We start from the raw sequence: 19428 nt of genomic DNA, 5'->3' as shown, positions 1-19428 counted from the left end.
TTTTAATATGAAGTTAGCATAGAAGAAAATATTCCTTCTTGCTCTAAAGCCTTGCCAGTTCCAATTGCAACACATGATAATGCATCTTCTGCAATAGTAACTGGTAATCCAGTCTCTTTTTTAATAAGTTTGTCTAAATTTTTTAAATATGCACCACCTCCTGCTAATACCATTCCAGAATCAACTAAATCTGAAGATAATTCTGGTGGAGTATTTTCTAAAGCATGTTTAACAGCATTAACAATCTGACTCACAACTCCTTCTAAAGCTTCAGCAGTATCTTTTTCTGTTAAAATAACTTCTTTAGGAGTTCCAGTTCTAATATCTCTTCCTTTCATTAAAAAAGTTTTTTCAGAGCCTGTTGGAATCGCAGATCCTATTTCTTTTTTAATTTTTTCTGCCGTTGAGTCTCCAATCAATAAATTAAATTTTTTCTTCATAAAATTAATAATTGCTGTGTCCATTGCATCACCAGCAATTCTTAAAGAATGAGAGTAAACAATTCCACCTAAAGACATGACTGCAATCTCAGTTGTTCCGCCACCTATATCAACAATCATAGATGCCTGAGGCTCTGATATTGGAAGACCCGCTCCGATAGCTGCTGCCACCGGTTCTTCTATAAGTTGTACTTTACGTGCTCCAGCTGCATAACCAGCTTCTTGAATGGCTCTTCTTTCAACTGGTGTTGATCCTGTTGGTACACAAATAATAATTCTAGGATTTGCAAAAGCATTTCTCTTATGAATTTTTCTAATAAAATGTTTGATCATTTCTTCTGTAACAATAAAATCTGCGATCACACCATCTTTCATAGGTCTAATTGCTGTAATATTTCCAGGTGTTCGTCCCAACATTTGTTTTGCCTCTTCACCAACAGCCAAAACTTCATTTCTTCCATTTCTAGAAATAACAGCAACGACAGATGGTTCATTAAGCACGATTCCTTTTCCACGAACATAAACTAATGTGTTCGCTGTTCCTAAATCAATTGCCATGTCTGTTGACCAAAATCCAAATAGTTTATCAAACATATTTTTTTCCTAATTAAGCAGAGGCACTCAAGTCTGGGCTTGGTGCAGTTCTTTTTCTCTTAATAATTAATTTATTTAGTGCGTTTATATACGCTTTTGCTGAAGCGACAAGAGTATCCGTATCTGCGGCCTGGCCCACAGAAATCTTGCCTTTTTCCTCAATTCTCACACTGACCGTTGCTTGCGCATCAGTTCCCTCTGTTACTGCCTGCACCTGATAAAGCTGAAGATTGACATTATGAGGATAGATTTTTTTTATTGCTTTAAATATTGCATCCACAGGTCCATCACCTTCAGTCTCTGTTTTTTTAATTTCATCATAAATCATAAGTTCGATTTTTGCTTTTTGAGGCCCTTTAGTACCCGCAATAACTTCCAAAGATGATAAACTAATTGCATTATTATGTTTCATTAAATCATCATCTATTAATGCAATAATATCTTCATCGAAAACATGTTTTTTTTTATCAGCTAAATCTTTAAATTTTTTAAAAGTATTATTTACTAATTCTTCATTTAAATCTGGATAACCTAATTCTGCAGCTTTATCTTTAAATGCATTTCTTCCAGAATGCTTTCCCATAACTAAAGAAGATTTTGTAACTCCAACACTTTCTGGTGTCATGATTTCATAAGTTTTTTTATTTTTTAACATTCCATCCTGATGAATTCCTGACTCATGAGCAAAAGCATTTTTTCCAACAATTGCTTTATTAAATTGAACTGGGAAACCTGTGACATTTGCTACCAATTTTGAACAGCTGCTAATTTTTTTAGTATTAATATTTGTTTTATATGGCATTAAATCACTTCGAGTTTTGATTGCCATTACAATTTCTTCTAAGGCAGCATTTCCTGCTCTTTCGCCAATACCATTAATTGTACATTCAATTTGTCGTGCACCAGCTTTTACTCCTGCTAATGAATTTGCAACAGCAAGTCCAAGATCATTATGACAATGGGTTGAAACGATCGCTTTGTCTATATTTGGAACCTTATCAAATAATAATTTAATTGTTTTGTAGTACTCATCTGGGATTGTATAACCTACAGTATCAGGAATATTAATTGTTTTCGCTCCACATTTAATTGCAAGCTCTACAGTTTTACATAAAAAATCTGGTGTAGTTCTAGTTCCATCCTCTGGTGACCACTCAACATCATCGGTGAATCTTCTGGCTAAAGAAACGCTATCTTTAATTAATTCCAAAACTTCCTTTGGTGTTTTTTTTAATTTATGCTTCATATGTAAAGGACTTGTAGAAAGAAATGTATGAATCCTAAAACGCTTTGAATGTTTTAATGCATCTTTGCATTTTTCTATATCTGCTTTGACAGCTCTAGCTAATCCACAGGGAATAGTTTTTTTTAAAATTTTTGCAATTTCAGATACGGCTTCAAAATCACCATTAGAGGCAGCTGGAAAACCAGCCTCCATAACATCAACGCCTAAATCTTCAAATGCATGAGCAATTTGTACTTTTTCTTCAAGACTCATTGAAGCGCCAGGAGATTGTTCTCCATCTCTTAATGTCGTGTCAAAAATAATGATTTGATTATTACTTTTTGCCATATTTTTTAAACTTAATTTAGCTAAAATTAAAAATCTACTGATATATATTTTTCAAGATTTCGTCGATTTTTTAACAAGTAAGTAAGCTTAATTTTATTAAATAATCTTAATTCTTGCTTTTATCAACGAGCTTATTTTTACCAATCCAAGGCATCATGGCTCTTAGTTTTTCACCAACTTTTTCTATAGGATGCTCTGATAATTCTTTTCTCATTCTTAAAAAATTTTTCTGGCCTATCTTATTTTCATCCATCCAAAGTTTAGTAAATTTTCCAGATTGAATATCTTTTAATACTTCTCTCATTCTATCTTTTGTCTTGTCATCTATAATTTTAGGTCCTGAAATATATTCTCCATATTCAGCAGTATTTGAAATTGAATAATTCATATTAGCAATTCCCCCTTCATAAATTAAATCAACAATTAATTTTACTTCATGTAAACATTCAAAATATGCCATCTCTGGCGTGTATCCAGCTTCAACTAAAGTTTCATAACCTTTTTTAATTAGTTCAACTAAACCTCCACACAAAACTGCTTGCTCTCCAAATAAATCTGTTTCGCACTCTTCTCTAAATGTTGTCTCTATGATTCCAGATTTTCCACCACCAATAGCACTTGCATAAGATAATGCGAGCTCTCTCGCTTTTCCTGATCCGTCCTGGTGAACAGCCATTAGGCATGGTACCCCACCCCCTTTTTGAAATTCACTTCTAACTAAATGACCTGGTCCTTTAGGAGCAATCATAAAAACATCTAAATCTTTTCGTGCACTAATAAGATCAAAATGAATATTTAAGCCATGGGCAAAAGCTAAAGTTGTTCCTTGTCTCATTCTTTGTTCAATATGATTTTTATAAATTTGCGATTGCAATTCATCAGGTGTCAAAATCATTGCAACATCAGCCCATTCTGCAGCATCTGACAAACTCATAACTTTTAATCCACTTGCTTCTGCTTTTTTACGACTTGGAGAATCTTCTCTTAAAGCAACAACTAATTCTTTAACTCCACTATCTTTTAAATTTAAAGCATGCGCATGTCCTTGGCTTCCAAAACCAAAAATTGCAACTTTTTTATCCTTAATTAAATTTTGATTAGCGTCTTTTTCATAAAAAATTTTCATATAACTTTTCCTTTGTTTGCCTCAGTTATTTCTGCTCCCTTTGCCATTGCTAAAGGACCAGTTCTTGCAACGCTTGCGATTCCATAAGGTTTTAATTCCTTAATGAAACGATCTATTTCTCGTCTTGTTGAATGAAATTCTACAATAAAAGAAGTATTGGTTGTATCAAGATATTGCGCTTTGTAAGAATTACAAATTTCTTTGGCTTTTTCAAGATTTTTTTTATCAGCTATAATTTTTACTAAAGCTAACTCTCTAAAAATTGACTTATCATCCACTGGGAAAGAGGCAACTTTGTAAACAGGAATAAGTTTTAGTAATTGAGCTTTTATTTGTTCTATAACAGAATTTGTTCCATTCGTTGCGATAGTAATTCTAGATATATTTTTTTCATCATCTACCTGCGCAACTGCTAATGACTCAATGTTATAACCTCGGCCAGAAAATAGCCCTGAAACTCTTGCTAATACTCCAGCTTCATTATCCACCCAAACAACCATGATATGTCTTTCAGTTTGCTCTGTTTTTATAGAGTCCGGATATGCTGATAAGGGCTTTTTCATACCAATACCTTTCCTGCTTTAGAAATTTTATTTTCTTTCTCATCTGCTGGATTTAAAATCATTTCATTATGTGCTTTTCCTGAAGGTATCATTGGAAAACAGTTTTCAACTTTATCTACAACACAATCAAAAAGAACTGGTTTATCTGATTTAATCATTTGTTTAATTTTTAAATCTAACTCTTCAGGCGTAGTTGCTCTAATCCCAATAGCCCCATAAGCTTCTGCAAGTTTGACAAAATCTGGCAAAGCCTCTGTATAGCTTTCTGCATAATTTTTTTCATGCAATAACTCTTGCCATTGTCTAACCATTCCCATGTATTGATTATTTATGATAAATATTTTAACTGGAAGTCTATACTGAACTGCAGTGGACAATTCTTGAATATTCATCAAAATTGAAGCCTCGCCAGCAATATCAACAACTAATTTTCCAGGATTTGCAAGTTGAACACCAATTGCAGCGGGAAGACCAAATCCCATAGTTCCAAGACCCCCTGAAGTCATCCATCTTTTTGGTTTTTTAAATTTATAATATTGGGCAGCCCACATTTGATGCTGGCCTACTTCGGTTGTAATAAAAGTGTCTTGATTTTTTGTTAGTTCATATAATCTTTCAATTGCATATTGTGGTTTAATAGTTTTTTTTCCTTGAACAAATGCTAAACAATTTTTTTCTCTCCATTTGTTAATTTGCTTCCACCATTGACTAATATTTTCTTTATTTGAATTTTTGAAATTAGGATATTTTTTCTTAAAAACTGTAATCAGTTTATTTAAAACATTTTCAACATCACCAACAACTGCATGATCAACTTTTATAATTTTATTAATAGATGACGGATCAATATCAATATGAATTTTTTTAGATCCTGGTGAAAATTTATCTATTTTACCTGTGATCCGATCATCAAAACGAGCGCCAATATTTATCATCAAATCACAGTCATGCATGGCATTATTTGCCTCGTACGTTCCATGCATCCCTAGCATCCCAATAAATTGTTGGTCGTCTCCTGGAAATGCTCCTAACCCTTGCAAAGTTGAAGTTATAGGAAAACCAGTCATACGAACTAAATCCTCCAGTAAGGCTGAAGCTTTATCTCCAGAATTTACAACTCCGCCACCAGAGTAAATGATTGGTTTTTTTGATTTATAAATTAAATCGATAATTTTATCTAATTCAGAAGAGTCAATCTCAGTTACAACTTTATTAATTTTTTGGATTACATCTTCTTTTTTTACATATTCTGTTTTTTGAAATTGAATATCTTTTGGAATATCAACTAAAACTGGCCCTGGTCTTCCACTAGTCGCTATATGAAAAGCTTTGTGCATAATTATTGGCAGATCTTTAATATCTTTCACTAACCAATTATGCTTTGTGCACGGCCGTGTAATGCCAGTGGTATCACACTCTTGAAATGCATCTGTTCCAATCAAATGAGTTGGAACTTGACCAGTGACACAAACTAATGGGATTGAGTCCATGTAAGCATCTGTTAACGCTGTCACCATATTTGTTGCGCCTGGACCTGAAGTAACCAAAACAACTCCGGGCTTACCTGATGATCTTGCATAACCCTCTGCTGCATGTCCCGCTCCTTGCTCGTGTCTGACAAGAATATGTTTAATTTTTTTATGATTTTTTAATTCATCATATAATGGAAGAATAGCACCACCTGGATAACCAAAAATATATTCAACGCCGTGATCGGCAAAAGCTTTGAAAACTATTTCTGCTCCAGTTATTTGTGACATATAAATTTTCCGAAAATTCAATCTAAACTAGTTAATTTAACGGTCAAGATGAAGTAACTAATTTTACAATTTTTTTTGTTAAAATATCAAAATTAGGGTGAAAAATACTAATCCAGTCTTTCATATGTCCTCTAAACCAAGTTCTTTGTCTTTTTACATATCTTCTTGTTCTTATAAAAGTTTCTTCAAATGCTTGCTCTATGGAAATTTTTTTATCCAAGTATTTCTTAATCTCTTCTATTCCTAAAATTTTATTAGCAGGTAAAGTTTTGTTTATTTTTAGTTTGTAAAACTTTTTTACTTCATCAATTGCATTTAATTCGAACATTTTTTTAAGACGCAACCTAAGTAAGTTGTGTAGATAATTATTTTCAGGATTAATATATATTTTTATAAATCTATAATTACCAAATTCGTTTTTATTATTTTTTTGCCACTCAATTAAGGATTTTTTTGTAAAAACTATAACTTCATAAGCTCTAATTAACCTATGTGTATCATTTTGTTTTATCCTATTCTCAACTAGAGGATCTAATTTTATAAGTAAGTTATAAAATTTATCATTACCTAATTTCTTATTTAATCTTCTTGCTTTTACTCTAATAGAATCTGTAATTTTTGGAATATTAGAAATACCTTCAGTCAATAATTTAAAATATAATCCTGTACCACCAACAAAAATCGGTATCTTTTTTTTATTTAAGATTTTTCTTAAATTTAATTTAACTTTCTTTAACCATTCGCCAGCTGAAAAATTATTTTTTACAGAAACATTGCCATAAAGATAATGCGTAACATTAAGAATTTTTTCTGGTCTTGCTGATAAAGTTTTAATTTCTTTATAAACTTGCATGCTATCAGCATTAATAATTTCACCATCTACTTCTTTAGCAAGTCTTAATGCAATTTCTGATTTACCAGAACCTGTTGGTCCTGCGATAAGAATAATTTTTTGCATTGGTAAAAAATTATTTAATTTTTACACCAATAAATTTACTTTGGTTGTTGCTATCAAAAATTGTCAATAAAATAGAATTTGTATTTTTTTTAATTTCTTTTTTAAATTGATCTTCAAAATTTTTTATATCGAAAACAGGATTATTGCCAACTGCAGTAATCACTTCACCCTCTTGAATAGGAAGTAATGCAAGCGGACCATCTCCTCTTATTTCTATAATCAAGACACCTTTTTTATCTTTCAAGGCAGGTCTTTTTTCAACGTCTTCGTTAGTAATATTTCTAATTTTAACTCCAAGTTCTTTAATGGATACTGAGGTTGGAGTTGATTGCCTATTATTGTCTCTCCTACTTTCAACTGTCTCTTCAAGTCTTGCAACTTTTATATTTCTTGTAATTATTTGCTTATTTCTCCAAATTTTTACATCAACATTTTTTCCAATTGGCGTTTCTGCTACAATTTTTTGAAGTCTTCTATAGTTTTCAACTTTAATATTATTAAACTCAAGTATTACGTCTCCTGCAAGAATACCTGCTTTATTTGCAGGTCCATCAGTTGCAGCGCTCGAAATTAATGCCCCTTCGACATTTTTTAGGCCAAGACTATCTGCGATCTCTTTTGTAACTTCCTGTATTCTAACTCCAATATATCCTCTCTTAATTTCTCCGGTATTAATTATTTGATCAATTACATTTTTTGCAAGATTGGATGGAATAGCAAAACCTATTCCAACTGATCCACCTGAATTAGATAATATTGCACTATTTATTCCAACAACTTCACCTTTTAAATTAAATAAGGGTCCTCCTGAATTTCCAACATTTATTGCAGCATCTGTTTGAATAAAATCATCATATCTACCAAGACTTATGTCCCTATTTCGAGCCGAAATAATTCCAGCGGTCACTGTTCCACCTAATCCAAAAGGGTTTCCAATTGCAACCACCCAATCTCCAACTCTTGCTTTATCAGAATCTCCAAAGGAAACTGATTTTAAAGTATCTTTAGTTGTTATTTTAATGACAGCAATATCGCTTGTAGGATCAGTTCCTAAAACTTTTGCCTCATATTCTTTGCCATTTGTTAACTTTACAAAAATTCCCTCAGCACTTTGTATGACATGATTATTTGTAATTATAATTCCCGCTTTATCAATTATAAAACCAGAACCTAAAGCCTGTGATTTTCTTTTTTGCGGACTGCCTCCTCTATCAAAATCTTTAAATAAATCTTCAAAAGGATGCCCTGGCGGAAATTGAAATGGAAATGGATTTTGACTTCTTGTCTCTACTACTCTGGTCGCTGAAATATTAACAACGGATGGGGTTAATTTTTCTACTAAATCAGCAAAAGAATCAGGAACTTCTTTTGAGTTTAAATTTGAAATTAATAAAATATTAAAAAATATAATTAGTAAGAAACTTTTAAAATTTTTCATAGAAATTTTTTAATATAAGCCACTATTATAAATCCTATAATGGCAAAAATAAGCCCTCCAACCCTTAATTTTTGCTCAGATAAATCCTTCATAGAATTTAGCATTTTTTTCATTCCACCTGGAAAAATTGTATAAAGTAATCCTTCGATAAACAGCAACAAACCAATTGCTGTAAAAATCTCGTTCATTCTTTATTTTTTTAAAATCTTATTTAAGCCAGACTCTCCAAAATATCTAAAAAACTCACTATCAGGAGATAACACTAGCGATGTTTCACTGCCACTTATTAAAGATTTTTCATAAGATTGCATGGCTCTATAAAAACTAAAAAATTCTGGATCTCTACCAAAGGCATCTGCAAATATTTTATTTCTTTGTCCATCGCCCTCTCCTCTAAGAATTTGAGATTTTTTTCTAGCTTCAGCTAGTATAATTGTAACTTCTTTGTCAGCTTTAGATTTTATAGTTTGACCTAATTCAAAACCCTCAGCTCTAAATTCTTTTGCTTCTCTTGTTCTTTCGGTTTGCATTCTCTTAAATATAGCCTCACTATTTGCAGCGGGAAGATCGGCTCTTTTAATACGAACATCAATAACGTTAATGCCGAAATCCTTAGCTTCTTCTGCTACGTCCTTTGTAATTTGGCTCATTAATTTTACTCTATTTGTTGAGATTAAATTTACTAAATTTTCTTTACCCAAAACACCTCTGATTTTTGCATTAATAATTGAAGATAACCTTGATTGAGCAACTCTTTCATTTCCAACAGAAATATAAAATTTTAATGGATCGACAATTATAAATTTAGCGTAAGCGTCAACGATTATTCTTTTTTGGTCTAATGCAATAACTTCTTCTGATGGAGCATCAATATCTAAAACTCTTTTATCAAGCATTTGAACATTCTGTAGTAACGGAATTTTCCAATAAAGGCCGGCTTCTTTATATACCTTCTTGGGATTACCTAATTGCAAAACAATTGCTTGGTGTGTTTCTTTTACAATAAAAAAAGTTGAGTAAATTAAAAGTCCCAATAAAACTAATATAAAAATTCCTATTTTAAATATCTTATCTGACATTAATTCTTCACCTCTGATTTTTTTAATTGAAGTTCTTGATTCTTCTTCAGTTCTGGCAAAGGTAGATATGGCACTACGCCTGAGCCGGATTGTTTATCAATGATAATTTTATTAACACCTGACAAAACTTTCTCCATAGTTTCTAGATACATTCGCTCCTGTGTAACAGTTTTAGCTTTTGCGTACTCATTGTAGATTGCAATAAACCTACTTGCTTCTCCTTCAGCTTGAGCAACAACTTCTCTCTTATAAGCTTCAGCATCCTGAACTATTTTGGCAGCTTCTCCTCTAGCTCGTGGAATTACATCATTGGCATATGCTTGCGCCTCATTTTGTAAACGCTCTTTATCGGCTTTAGCAGCCTGAACATCCCTAAAAGAATCTATTACTTGTGCAGGAGGGTCAGATTTTTGTGCTTGAACTTGGGTAATTTCAATTCCGGCATTATATGAATCAAGAATTTGCTGCATAATTTTTTGCGCTTCGTTTTCAATTTCTGCTCTACCTTGTGTTAGAATTACTTGTATTTTTTTTCTTGCAATAATTTCACGCATTGCAGTTTCGGCAACTGTTTTAATAGTATCTATTGGGTTTTGAATATTGAAAAGATATTTGCTTGCATCTTTAATAACCCAAAAAACAGAATAATTTATATCAACAATATTTTCATCGCCCGTTAACATAGCGCTTTCATCTCTAATATCACTTACTGAACCTCTGGCGCTATCACCAGAAGATCTAAAGCCAACATCAACTCTATTTACTCGCGTAACCTTTGGAGTCATCACTGACTCAATTGGATAAGGTAAATGATAATTTAATCCAGGCTGAGTCATGCTGGTATATTTTCCAAATCTTAAAACAACACCTTGTTCATCGGCATCAACTCTGTAAAACCCACTTAATGCCCAAACGGCAATAGCACCAATTATAAAAAGAGCGATTGGTTTTTTTGCATCTGGTGTTTTTGATGAACCTCCAAATATATTTTTAAGTCCATCTTGAAACTTTTTAGCTAAATCCTCCATATCTACTGAAGAATTATCGGGCCCAGGCTGATTATTTTTTTTTGAAGGTGAACCCCATGGAGATTCTTTCTTTAAAATATCTTTGTTATTATTAGTCTTAATTAATGACATATTATTTTTAAAATTTGGCTAATTAATATAGGTTTAAATGGGTATTTAAAAGTAAATTACAATAGATGATATGAGTGAAAAAGACGCAAATTTAAGCAAAAAATTTATGGATCAGATTACGCCGAAAACTCCATTCAAAAAAAATAAAATAAATGGAGTAAAAAAAATTATTGCTATCTCTAGTGGAAAAGGTGGCGTTGGAAAATCAACAATTGCTGTAAATCTTGCAATCGCACTTAAGAATTTAAATTATAATGTTGGTATTTTAGATGCTGATATTTATGGCCCATCTATTCCTAAAATGATGGGGATCTTTGAAAAACCTAAAAGTGAGGATGGAATAAATTTAATTCCAATTAGTAAATTTAATATTCAATGTATGTCCATTGGCTTTATGGTTTCAGAAGATACTCCCATGATCTGGAGAGGCCCGATGGTTGCAAGTACTATCAAAACTTTTACCGGAAAAGTTTTGTGGGAAAATATTGATTTTTTAATTATCGATATGCCTCCTGGAACTGGAGATGCTCTGTTAACTTTTTCACAAGAAATAGATATTGATGGGGCAGTAATTATTACAACTCCTCAAGACATTGCAATAATTGATGTGAAAAAAGGGATTGAAATGTTTAAAAGAACTAATGTTAAAATACTTGGAATTGTTGAAAATATGACAAGCTTTACCTCAGATGATGGAATTGAACATTTTATATTTGGAAAAGATGGAGGAAAAAATATAGCAAGTAAATTTAATGTAGAACTTTTAGGACAAATTCCAATTGATATTAATCTTAGAAAAAACTCAGATGAGGGTTTACCCTTTGTAGATCAATTTAAAGATCATAAAGTTTCAAAGCTGTTCTTAGAAATTGCAAATAAAATTACAAAAATAATTAACTAACTATAAGATTTTTTTTATCTATTACTTCCATTAATTCATTCCACTCTCTTTTACTAAGTCCAGAGTCTTCATAGCTAACTTTATTTCCATTGATCATAGATTTTACAATTTTTAATCCTTTAGATGATAAATGAGCAGCACCAACTCTATAGTCTAAAAATGCTGCATGGGTAATTGGAACCCATTTCTTTACTGTATCCAACATTTTTTCAGCATAAACTCTAATTTCATACTGAGCATGACTATCTCCTCTTAAAAATAAAAAATTCATGAGATTTAAAAGATCAGTTTTCCAGTACCACTGAGTATAAGAATTTAATGTTAAATTCATTCTTGCAAGTTCTCTTGCTAGACCAGATTTTTTTTCATCAATGACTGTTCCATCAAATCTTTCATTCAACATTTTTTCATAATTGTCATAAGTTCTAACCGCATCATCTTTTAAAATTTTTAAAACTTCATCAGCTTGTTCACCCGTAATCAAATCACCTCTACCTTGACGATTGTTAGTTGCTTGTGCTGATAATTGCTCTTTTGCTGGAATATAAAACTCTTTATCTAATATAGAGTATCTTGCTGAATACTCGTTTACATTGGCTGTTCTGTGTCTAATCCATTGTCTTGCTATAAAAATTGGAAGTTTTACATGATACTTAATCTCGCACATTTCAAATGGAGTGCTATGCCAATGCCTCATTAAATATCTTATGAGACCTTCATCTGTTGAAACTTTTTTTGTTCCTTTTCCATAGGAAACTCTAGCAGATTGAACAATAGAACTATCATCCCCCATATAATCTATGACTCTTATAAACCCATGGTCCAACACTGGAATTGCTTCATAAAGAACTTTTTCAAGTTCAGGTGAAGTTACCCTTTTAGTAGAATTATTCTGTGATTGTTGTTCTTGAATTTCTTTTTTTTGTTCAGAAGTTAGTTCCATTGTCTTAGAAATACAGAAATTTTAAATATATCTTTAATTTAACGATTCAAAGTCTTATATTATTAGTGTTGGTTTTCCAACTATGACGATAAACGAGATTCGGAATAAACATTGAGGACCAGGGGGCGGTACCCTGCACCTCCACCAATTTCAACTTACGGGGGTGAAATAGAATCGACTAGTGTCTAAAGGCTTTTCTTTCGTCCGGTATAGTACCACCGCAAAGGACTAAAATATAAACGCAAATGATAAATTTGCTCTCGCTGCCTAATTAATTTATTAATTAGATAAGCACGGTCTGGGGCACCGGGTAACAGAACGCCCCACTTTTTTATGAAAAAAATTGAAATTTATACTACAAATTTTTGTCCATTTTGCGTAAAAGCAAAATCATTATTAAAGAAAAAAAATATAAAATTTTCTGAAATTGATGTGTCTAATGATGAAGCATTAAGAGAAAAAATGACAACAATGGCAAATGGAGCAAGATCTGTTCCACAAATATTTGCTGATAATGTTCACATTGGTGATTGTGATAAGATTTATAAATTAGACCAAGAAAAAAAATTAGATAAATTATTAGGACTTGAATAAATCTTAATGGTCGTCTCTCTTTCTATTGCTTTTTTTGCAGGCTTTATAAGCTTTATATCTCCTTGTGTACTTCCTTTAATCCCAGGCTATGTATCTTTTATTTGCGGTACTACTCTTAATGAACTAGATAATAAATCTAAAAATTTTATTTTAAAAAAATCTATATTCTTTTCACTAGGATTTTCATTAGTATTTATTTCTCTTGGAGCAACTGCAACTTTTATTGGAAGTTTTTTATTACAAAATTCAAAAATCTTATCTATTGGATCTGGAGTTATAATTATTTTTTTTGGTATGTATTTATTGGAGCTCATTAAAATAAATTTTTTAAATAAAAGTTTTGGAAATTTTAATATTAAATACTCAAATAATTTATTATTTCCATTTATTGTAGGTATTGGTTTTGGCTTTGGCTGGACGCCCTGCATTGGACCAATTCTAGGATCCATTCTAGCTTTCGCATCAATGGAAGACTCGATTTACAAAGGAATTTTACTATTAAGTCTTTACTCCCTAGGTCTTGCGGTTCCCTTTGTACTTTCAAGTCTATTGATCAAAAAGTTCTTAATTTTTTCAAAAAGTGCGAAAAATTATTTAATTAATATAAAAAAGATCTCAGGGATTATTTTAATTATAACTGGAATTTTAATTGTTACTGGAAAATTACAAATTTTAGGATTTTATTTAATTGAGTATTTTCCAATTCTTCAAAAGCTAGGCTAAAATTAATTTAGCATCTGGATCACTCTAATAGGTTTTCCTTCTTTAAATGCTAGTAAATTTTCAGCCATTTGAGTGTAAAAAACTTCATAATTTTCTTTAGTAACGTACCCTAGGTGAGGTAATAACAATGCGTTAGGTAAAAATCTTAGTTTATGATTTTCAGGTAATGGCTCAATATCATAAACATCCAAACCTGCGCCCATTATTATATTTTTTTCAAGCGCCTCAACAAGATCAAATTCATTTACAATTGGACCTCTTGAAGTATTGATTAAAAAAGCTGAATCTTTCATTAATTTAAAATCTTTTTTAGTAATTAAATTTTTTGTTCTCTCACTTAATACGGTATGAATTGTAACAATATCTGATTTTTCTAATAATTCTTCTTTGGTTACTGCTAATACTTTATTTTCATTTGCTATTGAAATTTTAAGGTTTTCGCTCCATGCAATGACGTTCATTCCAAAAGCTAAAGCAACTCTAGAAACTTGAATGCCAATTTTGCCAAGTCCAATAATTCCTAAAGTTTTTCCTTTCAACTCAAATCCCAAGGTAGTCTGCCAATAACCTTGGTACATATTTTCTGATTCTTCCCTTAAATTTCTAACAAGCCCCAAAATTAATGCCCATGTTAATTCTGCAGTAGAATTAGAACTTGATTCAGTTCCACAAATTAAAACTTTTCTATCTTTTGCTGCTAAAAAATCTATAGATTTATTTCTCATTCCACTGGTTATAATAAGTTTTAAATTTTTTAAATTTGAAATTATTTTTTTAGTGATTGGAGTTCGCTCTCTCATTACAAGTAAAGCTTCAAAATCTTTTAATTGTTCTATGGCATGATTTTCATTTTCAAATGGCTGATTAAATACTTGAAAATTAAAATCTTTTTTTAGTTTTTCAAAATTTCCTAAAATCATGGAAACATTTTGGTAATCATCTAAAATTGCTACTTTCATTAAAGGGTTGTTTTTTTAGATGATAAATAAATTCCTAAAATAATTGCAATAGCTCCAAAAATATGAAAATTCATAAACTTTTCATTTAATAAAAATATAGCCATAAAAGAACTAAATACAGGCATTAAGTGTAAAAATATTCCAGCTCTACTAGGCCCTACAATTAAAACAGCTTTATTCCAAAAAATATAAGCACCAAGTCCTGCAAATAAAACCACATAACTAATGATTAAAATAAATGCAAAATTAAATTTTATTAACTCTTCATTTTTAAGTTCAAATAAAAATTGTGGAAATAAAAAAATTAGTCCAAGTGTTACAATTACTGAAATAAAAGTAAGATAATTTAAACCAGTTTTATGCGTTTTAAGCATAGTTGAATAAATAGCCCATGATAACATTGCAACTAATAACCAAAGATCACCCTTATTAAGATCTAAATGAATTAGCCTTGAAAATTCCAATTGAGTAATAATTATAACCACACCAGTTATTGATAAAATAAGCCCCAATACTTGATTAAGATTTATTTTCTCAACTCTAAAAATAAACGAAATAAATATTATTAACACTGGAATTGTTGAGATCATCAATGCTCCATTTAAAACTTGAGTAAAATTTAATGAATAATAAACAACAGAATTAAAAATACTAATACTGGTAATCGACATTAGTAATATTGAATAAAATTTTTCTTTTACAATTTTAATATTTATTAAAATATCCTTAGCGGTAAATGGAATTAAGATAATCCAAACAATTAACCATCTAAAAAAATTAAGTGTTAAGGGAGGTACTTGATAAAGAGTTGCAAATTTTCCAACAATAAAATTACCTGACCAAAAAAAAGCACAAAGCGTTAGCATTAAATATGCTTTAAAATTAGAATTCATTTTATATTAAATTTTATCAGTTATTTTATAATAAAAAATTCCAACTACTTCGTGTAAGATGATATTCCAATTTTCAAGGCCTTTTTTAATATCAAAATTTATCCAAAAAATAGAGCTTGTTCCTGTTCTGTAATCAACACTTATTGGCTCTAAAATTAATCCTTGTCTTTTGAAACCAAAATATGATCTTGGCATATGACTAGCTGAAGTAACAAGTCCCCAGGTCCCTTTATTTGTTCTAATAATATCTTTAGAATAAATTATATTTTCAAATGTATTTCTAGATTTGTTTTCAAATATTAAATTTTCTAATCTCACCCCCTGCTCTAAAAAAAACTTTTTCGCCATATCAGATTCGCTCCAACCTTTAGGTTTTAATTCATTAGAAAATCCCGTAAATAAAATTAAAACTTTTGGATTTTTATTATAAATTTCTAACACTTTTGTTAATCTTTCTGCAGAAGAGTTTAGAGATACCTCATTTCTTTCTTTTGGTTCAAGTCCAATATGGAAACTTCCTCCAAGCACTATAACTCCTTTCAATTGTTGAACTGGATATTTAGATGGTTTTATGAAATCTTCAATTTTATTAAGTAAAAAATTACTTAAGGGTGTGTAACCAAAAAATAAAAATAACAATAATAAAAATTTTGCAGAAAGAATAGTTAGTTTCTTATAATTTGTAAAAAGTAAAAAAAAAATTAAAGTTATTAAGAAAAATGATAAAATATAAATAGGTTCTAACAAATAGTTAGCAACCCTTGCTATATAAAACTCCATAAAATTTTAAATAAAATCTTCGTTATATAATTTTGCACTTAAAACTATTCCAAATCCAATCATATTTGTCAGCATTGCAGTACCCCCGTATGATAAAATGGGCAAAGGCACTCCTACGACAGGTAGTAGTCCTGTTACCATTCCAAGATTTATTGCAATGTAAAGAAAAAAGTTAAAGGCAAAAGCATAGCAAAATATTTTTGAAAAATTATTTTTACTTTGATCACCAATAAACGTTATTTTTTTAATAATTGAAAAAAATAACCACAATAATAATAAAGAACCAATTAGACCAAATTCTTCAGAAAAATGCGAAAAGACAAAGTCTGTGTGGTTTTCTGGAACAAAGTCTAGAGAGCTTTGTGAGCCCTTCATATAACCTTTGCCAAATATTCCACCCGATCCTATACCAATTTTAGATTGAATAACTTGGTAATTTGCCCCCAACGGATCTCTTTCGGTATTAAAAAAATTAACTACTCTTTGTTTTTGATATGGTTTTAAATTTGCGAAAATAAAAGGAAGAGACAACAATACAATTATAAAACCTGAGATAAAAATTTTTCTATCTAAGCCCACAATCCATAAAATTCCCAACGCTGCTCCTAATATTAATGTAGCGGTACCAAGATCGGGCTGTCTTAATACTAGTAAAAATGGAATTAAGATTAAAATAGCTGCTACAAGAAGTGAAAATAATTTATTAGTATTTTCAACCTTCACAGCGTTATAAAATTTTGCAAGTACTAATATAATTGCAAGTTTAGCAATTTCTGAAGGTTGTACATGAAAAAAACCAAAATCTAACCAACGCTGTGCTCCTTTAGCGGTGACCCCTACAAATTTTAAGATGATTAAAAGGAATAATATGAAAAAATATAAGTGATATGCATAACGATGCCAAAAATTTATATGCTTGAAAGCAACAATTATTAAAATTAAAAACGCAAATGTAAATCTTATTGCATGCTTTGCATAAATACTCCCTTGTCCTTTATCAATTGAATAGAGGGATAAAATACTAATAAATCCTAATAATAAAATCATATAAATTAGACCCCGATCTAATTTTTGAAATTTTTCAATGAGTAAAAAAAATTTTGAAACTTTTATAACCTCAGGCATCGGATATTCTCTTTTTAAATAAAAAATCAAACATACTACTTGCAATAGGCGCTGCAACTCTTGAGCCTGGACCAGAGTGTTCTGCTACAACAGCAACTGCATACTTGGGTTCTTCTACTGGACCATAACCTGCAAATAAAGAATGATCTCTATATTTATATTCTCTAACATTAGGATTTGCATTGTCTTCTCTATCTTTAATATTTAATTTTGTAACTTGCGAAGTACCAGTTTTACCAGCAAACTTCAGTTTTCCAGTTAATCTTGACCCATAAGCAGTTCCGCCAGGTTCATTAGTTGCCGCAACTAAAGAGTCGTTAATTATTTTTATATTTTCATTTTCAAAATCCATTCGAGTTAATTTTGATTTTTCATCTAAATAAAAAGTTGGATTAACCTCATAACCTCCATTTGCAAATTGTGCCATTGATTTACAAATTTGCATAGGGGTTGCTAAAATATAACCTTGTCCAATTCCTGTAATTAATGTCTCGCCTAGTAGCCAAGGTTTACCTACTACGTTTTTTTTCCATTTTGTATCAGGTACTAAACCTTTTTTTTCTTCATCAAATTCTTTAAAAGTTAACTGACCAAAATTAAATTTTCTAATTGTCTCTGCTATACGATCAACTCCTAGCAACCTTGCAATCTCATAAATATAAATATCGCAAGATTTTTTGATTGCATCTCTTAAATTAACTTTTCCATGCCCTCCATCTTTCCAGCAATAAAATTCTTGTCCGTATAACTCGATTTTTCCACCACAAAAATGAGTATAATCTTGATCAACAATTTTATTCTCTAAAGCAGATAATGCTATGATAGGTTTTACTACAGAACCCGGTGAATACTGACCTGATAAAAATTTATTTACCAATGGCTTTCTTTCATTTTTTAACAACTCATTTAATTCTGGCTGGGTGATTCCAAATGCAAATTTATTAGTATCAAAGGATGGTGTTGAAACGCAGGCTAAAACTTGCCCTGTTTTTATATCCATTGCAACAGCAGATCCTGCAATACCCCTAAGTTTGCTATAAGTTAATTTTTGTAGTTCTAAATCAAGGGAAGTTTTTAAAGGGTTTCCACTTACTCCATCTACAAATTCTACCGTTCTAACAGCTCTTCCTGCTGCATTAACTTCAAAACGTGTATAACCTGGGATCCCAATCAATTCTCTATTTAATATTTTCTCAATTCCAAGTTTTCCAATTTTAATGCCAGGCGTTCTAAACAAATCATCCTTTTGATTTTGTAAATCATTTTCATTTGGGGCCCCTACGTAACCTAAAACATGGGCAAATTCGTAAGGGTAATTATAATGGCGTTCCATTGAAATAAAAGGCTGCACCCCATTTAAAATAAATAAATTACTATTTATTTTTGAAAATTCTGACCATGTTAAATTTTTACCTATGACATAAGGCTGAAATTTTCTAAGTTTAGTAAAATCAGCTCTAGTTTTTTCAATAATTTCATTATCTAATCTTAAAAATTTATTAAGTGTGCTTAAAACGAAGTCAAGATCAGTAATGTCCCCTTTAATAAGTGCAATTCTGTAAAGCTGACGATTTTCAGCAATCTTGTTATTAAATCGATCTAAAATTAATCCTCGCTCTGCTGCAATCTTCCATTCTTTAAACCGATTGCGATCGGATAAAACTGAATATTTATTTTTTTGAAATACTTGTAGCCATAATAATCTAAGACCTATTAAACCAAAAAAAGTATATTTAACTGTTGTTAAAATTGCTTTTCTTCTATTTATTATACTTGGTTTTGTTTGATAACCCTCTTTTGGTCTATGTTTGAAAAGCTTCATAAAAATATAGACAATATA

At 30.7% G+C, this 19428-nt stretch carries 19 protein-coding genes and 1 other RNA gene; 4 read left to right on the top strand and 16 right to left on the bottom strand.

Going from position 1 to position 19428, the window contains the following annotated elements; all coding sequences use genetic code 11:
• Positions 1-2: 2 nt before the first annotated feature.
• From CR143_RS01385 to hflK, 10 genes are all read right to left on the bottom strand, one after another.
• The gene (locus tag CR143_RS01385; RefSeq protein ID WP_099340063.1) at positions 3-1034 is read right to left on the bottom strand and encodes a rod shape-determining protein; all 1032 of its coding nucleotides are present in this window, start codon (positions 1032-1034) and stop codon (positions 3-5) included.
• A gap of 13 nt (positions 1035-1047) precedes the next feature.
• Positions 1048-2607 (bottom strand): 2-isopropylmalate synthase, encoded by a 1560-nt coding sequence (locus tag CR143_RS01380; RefSeq protein WP_099340062.1) that lies wholly within the window; start codon positions 2605-2607, stop codon positions 1048-1050.
• Positions 2608-2713: 106 nt separating this feature from the next.
• Entirely contained in the window at positions 2714-3733 is a 1020-nt protein-coding gene (gene ilvC, locus CR143_RS01375; protein WP_099340061.1) for a ketol-acid reductoisomerase, read from the bottom strand.
• A complete protein-coding gene (gene ilvN / locus CR143_RS01370) occupies positions 3730-4296 on the bottom strand; it encodes an acetolactate synthase small subunit (protein ID WP_099340060.1) in 567 nt (188 codons plus the stop codon). Before ilvN ends, ilvC begins: the two co-directional genes overlap by 4 nt.
• Positions 4293-6056 (bottom strand): acetolactate synthase 3 large subunit, encoded by a 1764-nt coding sequence (locus CR143_RS01365; RefSeq protein ID WP_099340059.1) that lies wholly within the window; start codon positions 6054-6056, stop codon positions 4293-4295. The genes ilvN and CR143_RS01365 overlap by 4 nt, the downstream gene beginning before the upstream one ends.
• 43 nt (positions 6057-6099) lie before the next feature.
• A complete protein-coding gene (miaA, locus tag CR143_RS01360; protein WP_099340058.1) occupies positions 6100-7014 on the bottom strand; it encodes a tRNA (adenosine(37)-N6)-dimethylallyltransferase MiaA in 915 nt (304 codons plus the stop codon).
• A 10-nt stretch (positions 7015-7024) separates the two neighbouring features.
• Complete coding sequence (locus tag CR143_RS01355) at positions 7025-8452, bottom strand: Do family serine endopeptidase (protein WP_099340057.1); 1428 nt, start codon at positions 8450-8452, stop codon at positions 7025-7027.
• Complete coding sequence (locus tag CR143_RS01350; protein ID WP_099340056.1) at positions 8449-8640, bottom strand: DUF2065 domain-containing protein; 192 nt, start codon at positions 8638-8640, stop codon at positions 8449-8451. The genes CR143_RS01355 and CR143_RS01350 overlap by 4 nt, the downstream gene beginning before the upstream one ends.
• Positions 8641-8643: 3 nt before the next feature.
• Positions 8644-9531, bottom strand: coding sequence for a protease modulator HflC (hflC, locus tag CR143_RS01345; RefSeq protein WP_099340055.1), 888 nt, complete (start codon positions 9529-9531; stop codon positions 8644-8646).
• Positions 9531-10670: an FtsH protease activity modulator HflK gene (gene hflK, locus CR143_RS01340; RefSeq protein ID WP_099340054.1), complete on the bottom strand. Its 1140-nt coding sequence runs from the start codon at positions 10668-10670 to the stop codon at positions 9531-9533. The genes hflC and hflK overlap by 1 nt, the downstream gene beginning before the upstream one ends.
• 70 nt (positions 10671-10740) lie before the next feature.
• On the opposite strand from hflK, the gene CR143_RS01335 reads away from it, so the two are divergent.
• The gene (locus CR143_RS01335; protein WP_099340053.1) at positions 10741-11571 is read left to right on the top strand and encodes an Mrp/NBP35 family ATP-binding protein; all 831 of its coding nucleotides are present in this window, start codon (positions 10741-10743) and stop codon (positions 11569-11571) included.
• Here the strand turns inward: CR143_RS01335 and thyX are convergent.
• Complete coding sequence (thyX, locus tag CR143_RS01330; RefSeq protein WP_099340052.1) at positions 11564-12514, bottom strand: FAD-dependent thymidylate synthase; 951 nt, start codon at positions 12512-12514, stop codon at positions 11564-11566. The two genes, CR143_RS01335 and thyX, sit on opposite strands and share 8 nt — an antisense overlap.
• A gap of 28 nt (positions 12515-12542) precedes the next feature.
• Between thyX and ssrA the strand changes: the two genes are divergently transcribed.
• From ssrA to CR143_RS01315, 3 genes are all read left to right on the top strand, one after another.
• Positions 12543-12842: a transfer-messenger RNA gene (ssrA, locus tag CR143_RS01325) on the top strand.
• Positions 12843-12847: 5 nt separating this feature from the next.
• Positions 12848-13108: a glutaredoxin 3 gene (gene grxC, locus CR143_RS01320; RefSeq protein WP_099340993.1), complete on the top strand. Its 261-nt coding sequence runs from the start codon at positions 12848-12850 to the stop codon at positions 13106-13108.
• A 6-nt stretch (positions 13109-13114) separates the two neighbouring features.
• On the top strand, positions 13115-13831 hold the full coding sequence (locus CR143_RS01315) for a cytochrome c biogenesis CcdA family protein (RefSeq protein WP_099340051.1): 717 nt from the start codon (positions 13115-13117) through the stop codon (positions 13829-13831).
• A gap of 2 nt (positions 13832-13833) precedes the next feature.
• On the opposite strand, the gene CR143_RS01310 is transcribed toward CR143_RS01315, so the two are convergent.
• The 5 genes from CR143_RS01310 to mrdA are packed head-to-tail and all read right to left on the bottom strand — an operon-like array spanning position 13834 to position 19410.
• The gene (locus CR143_RS01310) at positions 13834-14790 is read right to left on the bottom strand and encodes a D-2-hydroxyacid dehydrogenase family protein (protein WP_099340050.1); all 957 of its coding nucleotides are present in this window, start codon (positions 14788-14790) and stop codon (positions 13834-13836) included.
• Entirely contained in the window at positions 14790-15683 is an 894-nt protein-coding gene (locus tag CR143_RS01305; protein WP_099340049.1) for a DMT family transporter, read from the bottom strand. Before CR143_RS01305 ends, CR143_RS01310 begins: the two co-directional genes overlap by 1 nt.
• Positions 15684-15689: 6 nt before the next feature.
• The gene (locus CR143_RS01300; protein WP_099340048.1) at positions 15690-16463 is read right to left on the bottom strand and encodes a YdcF family protein; all 774 of its coding nucleotides are present in this window, start codon (positions 16461-16463) and stop codon (positions 15690-15692) included.
• Positions 16464-16469: 6 nt separating this feature from the next.
• Positions 16470-17588: a rod shape-determining protein RodA gene (gene rodA, locus CR143_RS01295; RefSeq protein WP_169696836.1), complete on the bottom strand. Its 1119-nt coding sequence runs from the start codon at positions 17586-17588 to the stop codon at positions 16470-16472.
• On the bottom strand, positions 17581-19410 hold the full coding sequence (gene mrdA, locus CR143_RS01290; RefSeq protein WP_099340046.1) for a penicillin-binding protein 2: 1830 nt from the start codon (positions 19408-19410) through the stop codon (positions 17581-17583). The genes rodA and mrdA overlap by 8 nt, the downstream gene beginning before the upstream one ends.
• Positions 19411-19428 lie beyond the last annotated feature (18 nt).

This window comes from Candidatus Fonsibacter ubiquis (assembly GCF_002688585.1).
Lineage (GTDB): Bacteria > Pseudomonadota > Alphaproteobacteria > Pelagibacterales > Pelagibacteraceae > Fontibacterium > Fontibacterium commune.
This window is presented reverse-complemented; position numbering and strand designations above follow the sequence as displayed.

Bases quoted from the DNA above. Each gene is read 5' to 3' on its own strand.
- CR143_RS01385 (WP_099340063.1), bottom strand. From the start codon at position 1,034: ATGTTTGATAAACTATTTGGATTTTGGTCAACAGACATGGCAATTGAT.
- CR143_RS01380 (WP_099340062.1), bottom strand. From the start codon at position 2,607: ATGGCAAAAAGTAATAATCAAATCATTATTTTTGACACGACATTAAGA.
- ilvC (WP_099340061.1), bottom strand. From the start codon at position 3,733: ATGAAAATTTTTTATGAAAAAGACGCTAATCAAAATTTAATTAAGGAT.
- ilvN (WP_099340060.1), bottom strand. From the start codon at position 4,296: ATGAAAAAGCCCTTATCAGCATATCCGGACTCTATAAAAACAGAGCAA.
- CR143_RS01365 (WP_099340059.1), bottom strand. From the start codon at position 6,056: ATGTCACAAATAACTGGAGCAGAAATAGTTTTCAAAGCTTTTGCCGAT.
- miaA (WP_099340058.1), bottom strand. From the start codon at position 7,014: ATGCAAAAAATTATTCTTATCGCAGGACCAACAGGTTCTGGTAAATCA.
- CR143_RS01355 (WP_099340057.1), bottom strand. From the start codon at position 8,452: ATGAAAAATTTTAAAAGTTTCTTACTAATTATATTTTTTAATATTTTA.
- CR143_RS01350 (WP_099340056.1), bottom strand. From the start codon at position 8,640: ATGAACGAGATTTTTACAGCAATTGGTTTGTTGCTGTTTATCGAAGGA.
- hflC (WP_099340055.1), bottom strand. From the start codon at position 9,531: ATGTCAGATAAGATATTTAAAATAGGAATTTTTATATTAGTTTTATTG.
- hflK (WP_099340054.1), bottom strand. From the start codon at position 10,670: ATGTCATTAATTAAGACTAATAATAACAAAGATATTTTAAAGAAAGAA.
- CR143_RS01335 (WP_099340053.1), top strand. From the start codon at position 10,741: ATGAGTGAAAAAGACGCAAATTTAAGCAAAAAATTTATGGATCAGATT.
- thyX (WP_099340052.1), bottom strand. From the start codon at position 12,514: ATGGAACTAACTTCTGAACAAAAAAAAGAAATTCAAGAACAACAATCA.
- grxC (WP_099340993.1), top strand. From the start codon at position 12,848: ATGAAAAAAATTGAAATTTATACTACAAATTTTTGTCCATTTTGCGTA.
- CR143_RS01315 (WP_099340051.1), top strand. From the start codon at position 13,115: ATGGTCGTCTCTCTTTCTATTGCTTTTTTTGCAGGCTTTATAAGCTTT.
- CR143_RS01310 (WP_099340050.1), bottom strand. From the start codon at position 14,790: ATGAAAGTAGCAATTTTAGATGATTACCAAAATGTTTCCATGATTTTA.
- CR143_RS01305 (WP_099340049.1), bottom strand. From the start codon at position 15,683: ATGAATTCTAATTTTAAAGCATATTTAATGCTAACGCTTTGTGCTTTT.
- CR143_RS01300 (WP_099340048.1), bottom strand. From the start codon at position 16,463: ATGGAGTTTTATATAGCAAGGGTTGCTAACTATTTGTTAGAACCTATT.
- rodA (WP_169696836.1), bottom strand. From the start codon at position 17,588: ATGCCTGAGGTTATAAAAGTTTCAAAATTTTTTTTACTCATTGAAAAA.
- mrdA (WP_099340046.1), bottom strand. From the start codon at position 19,410: ATGAAGCTTTTCAAACATAGACCAAAAGAGGGTTATCAAACAAAACCA.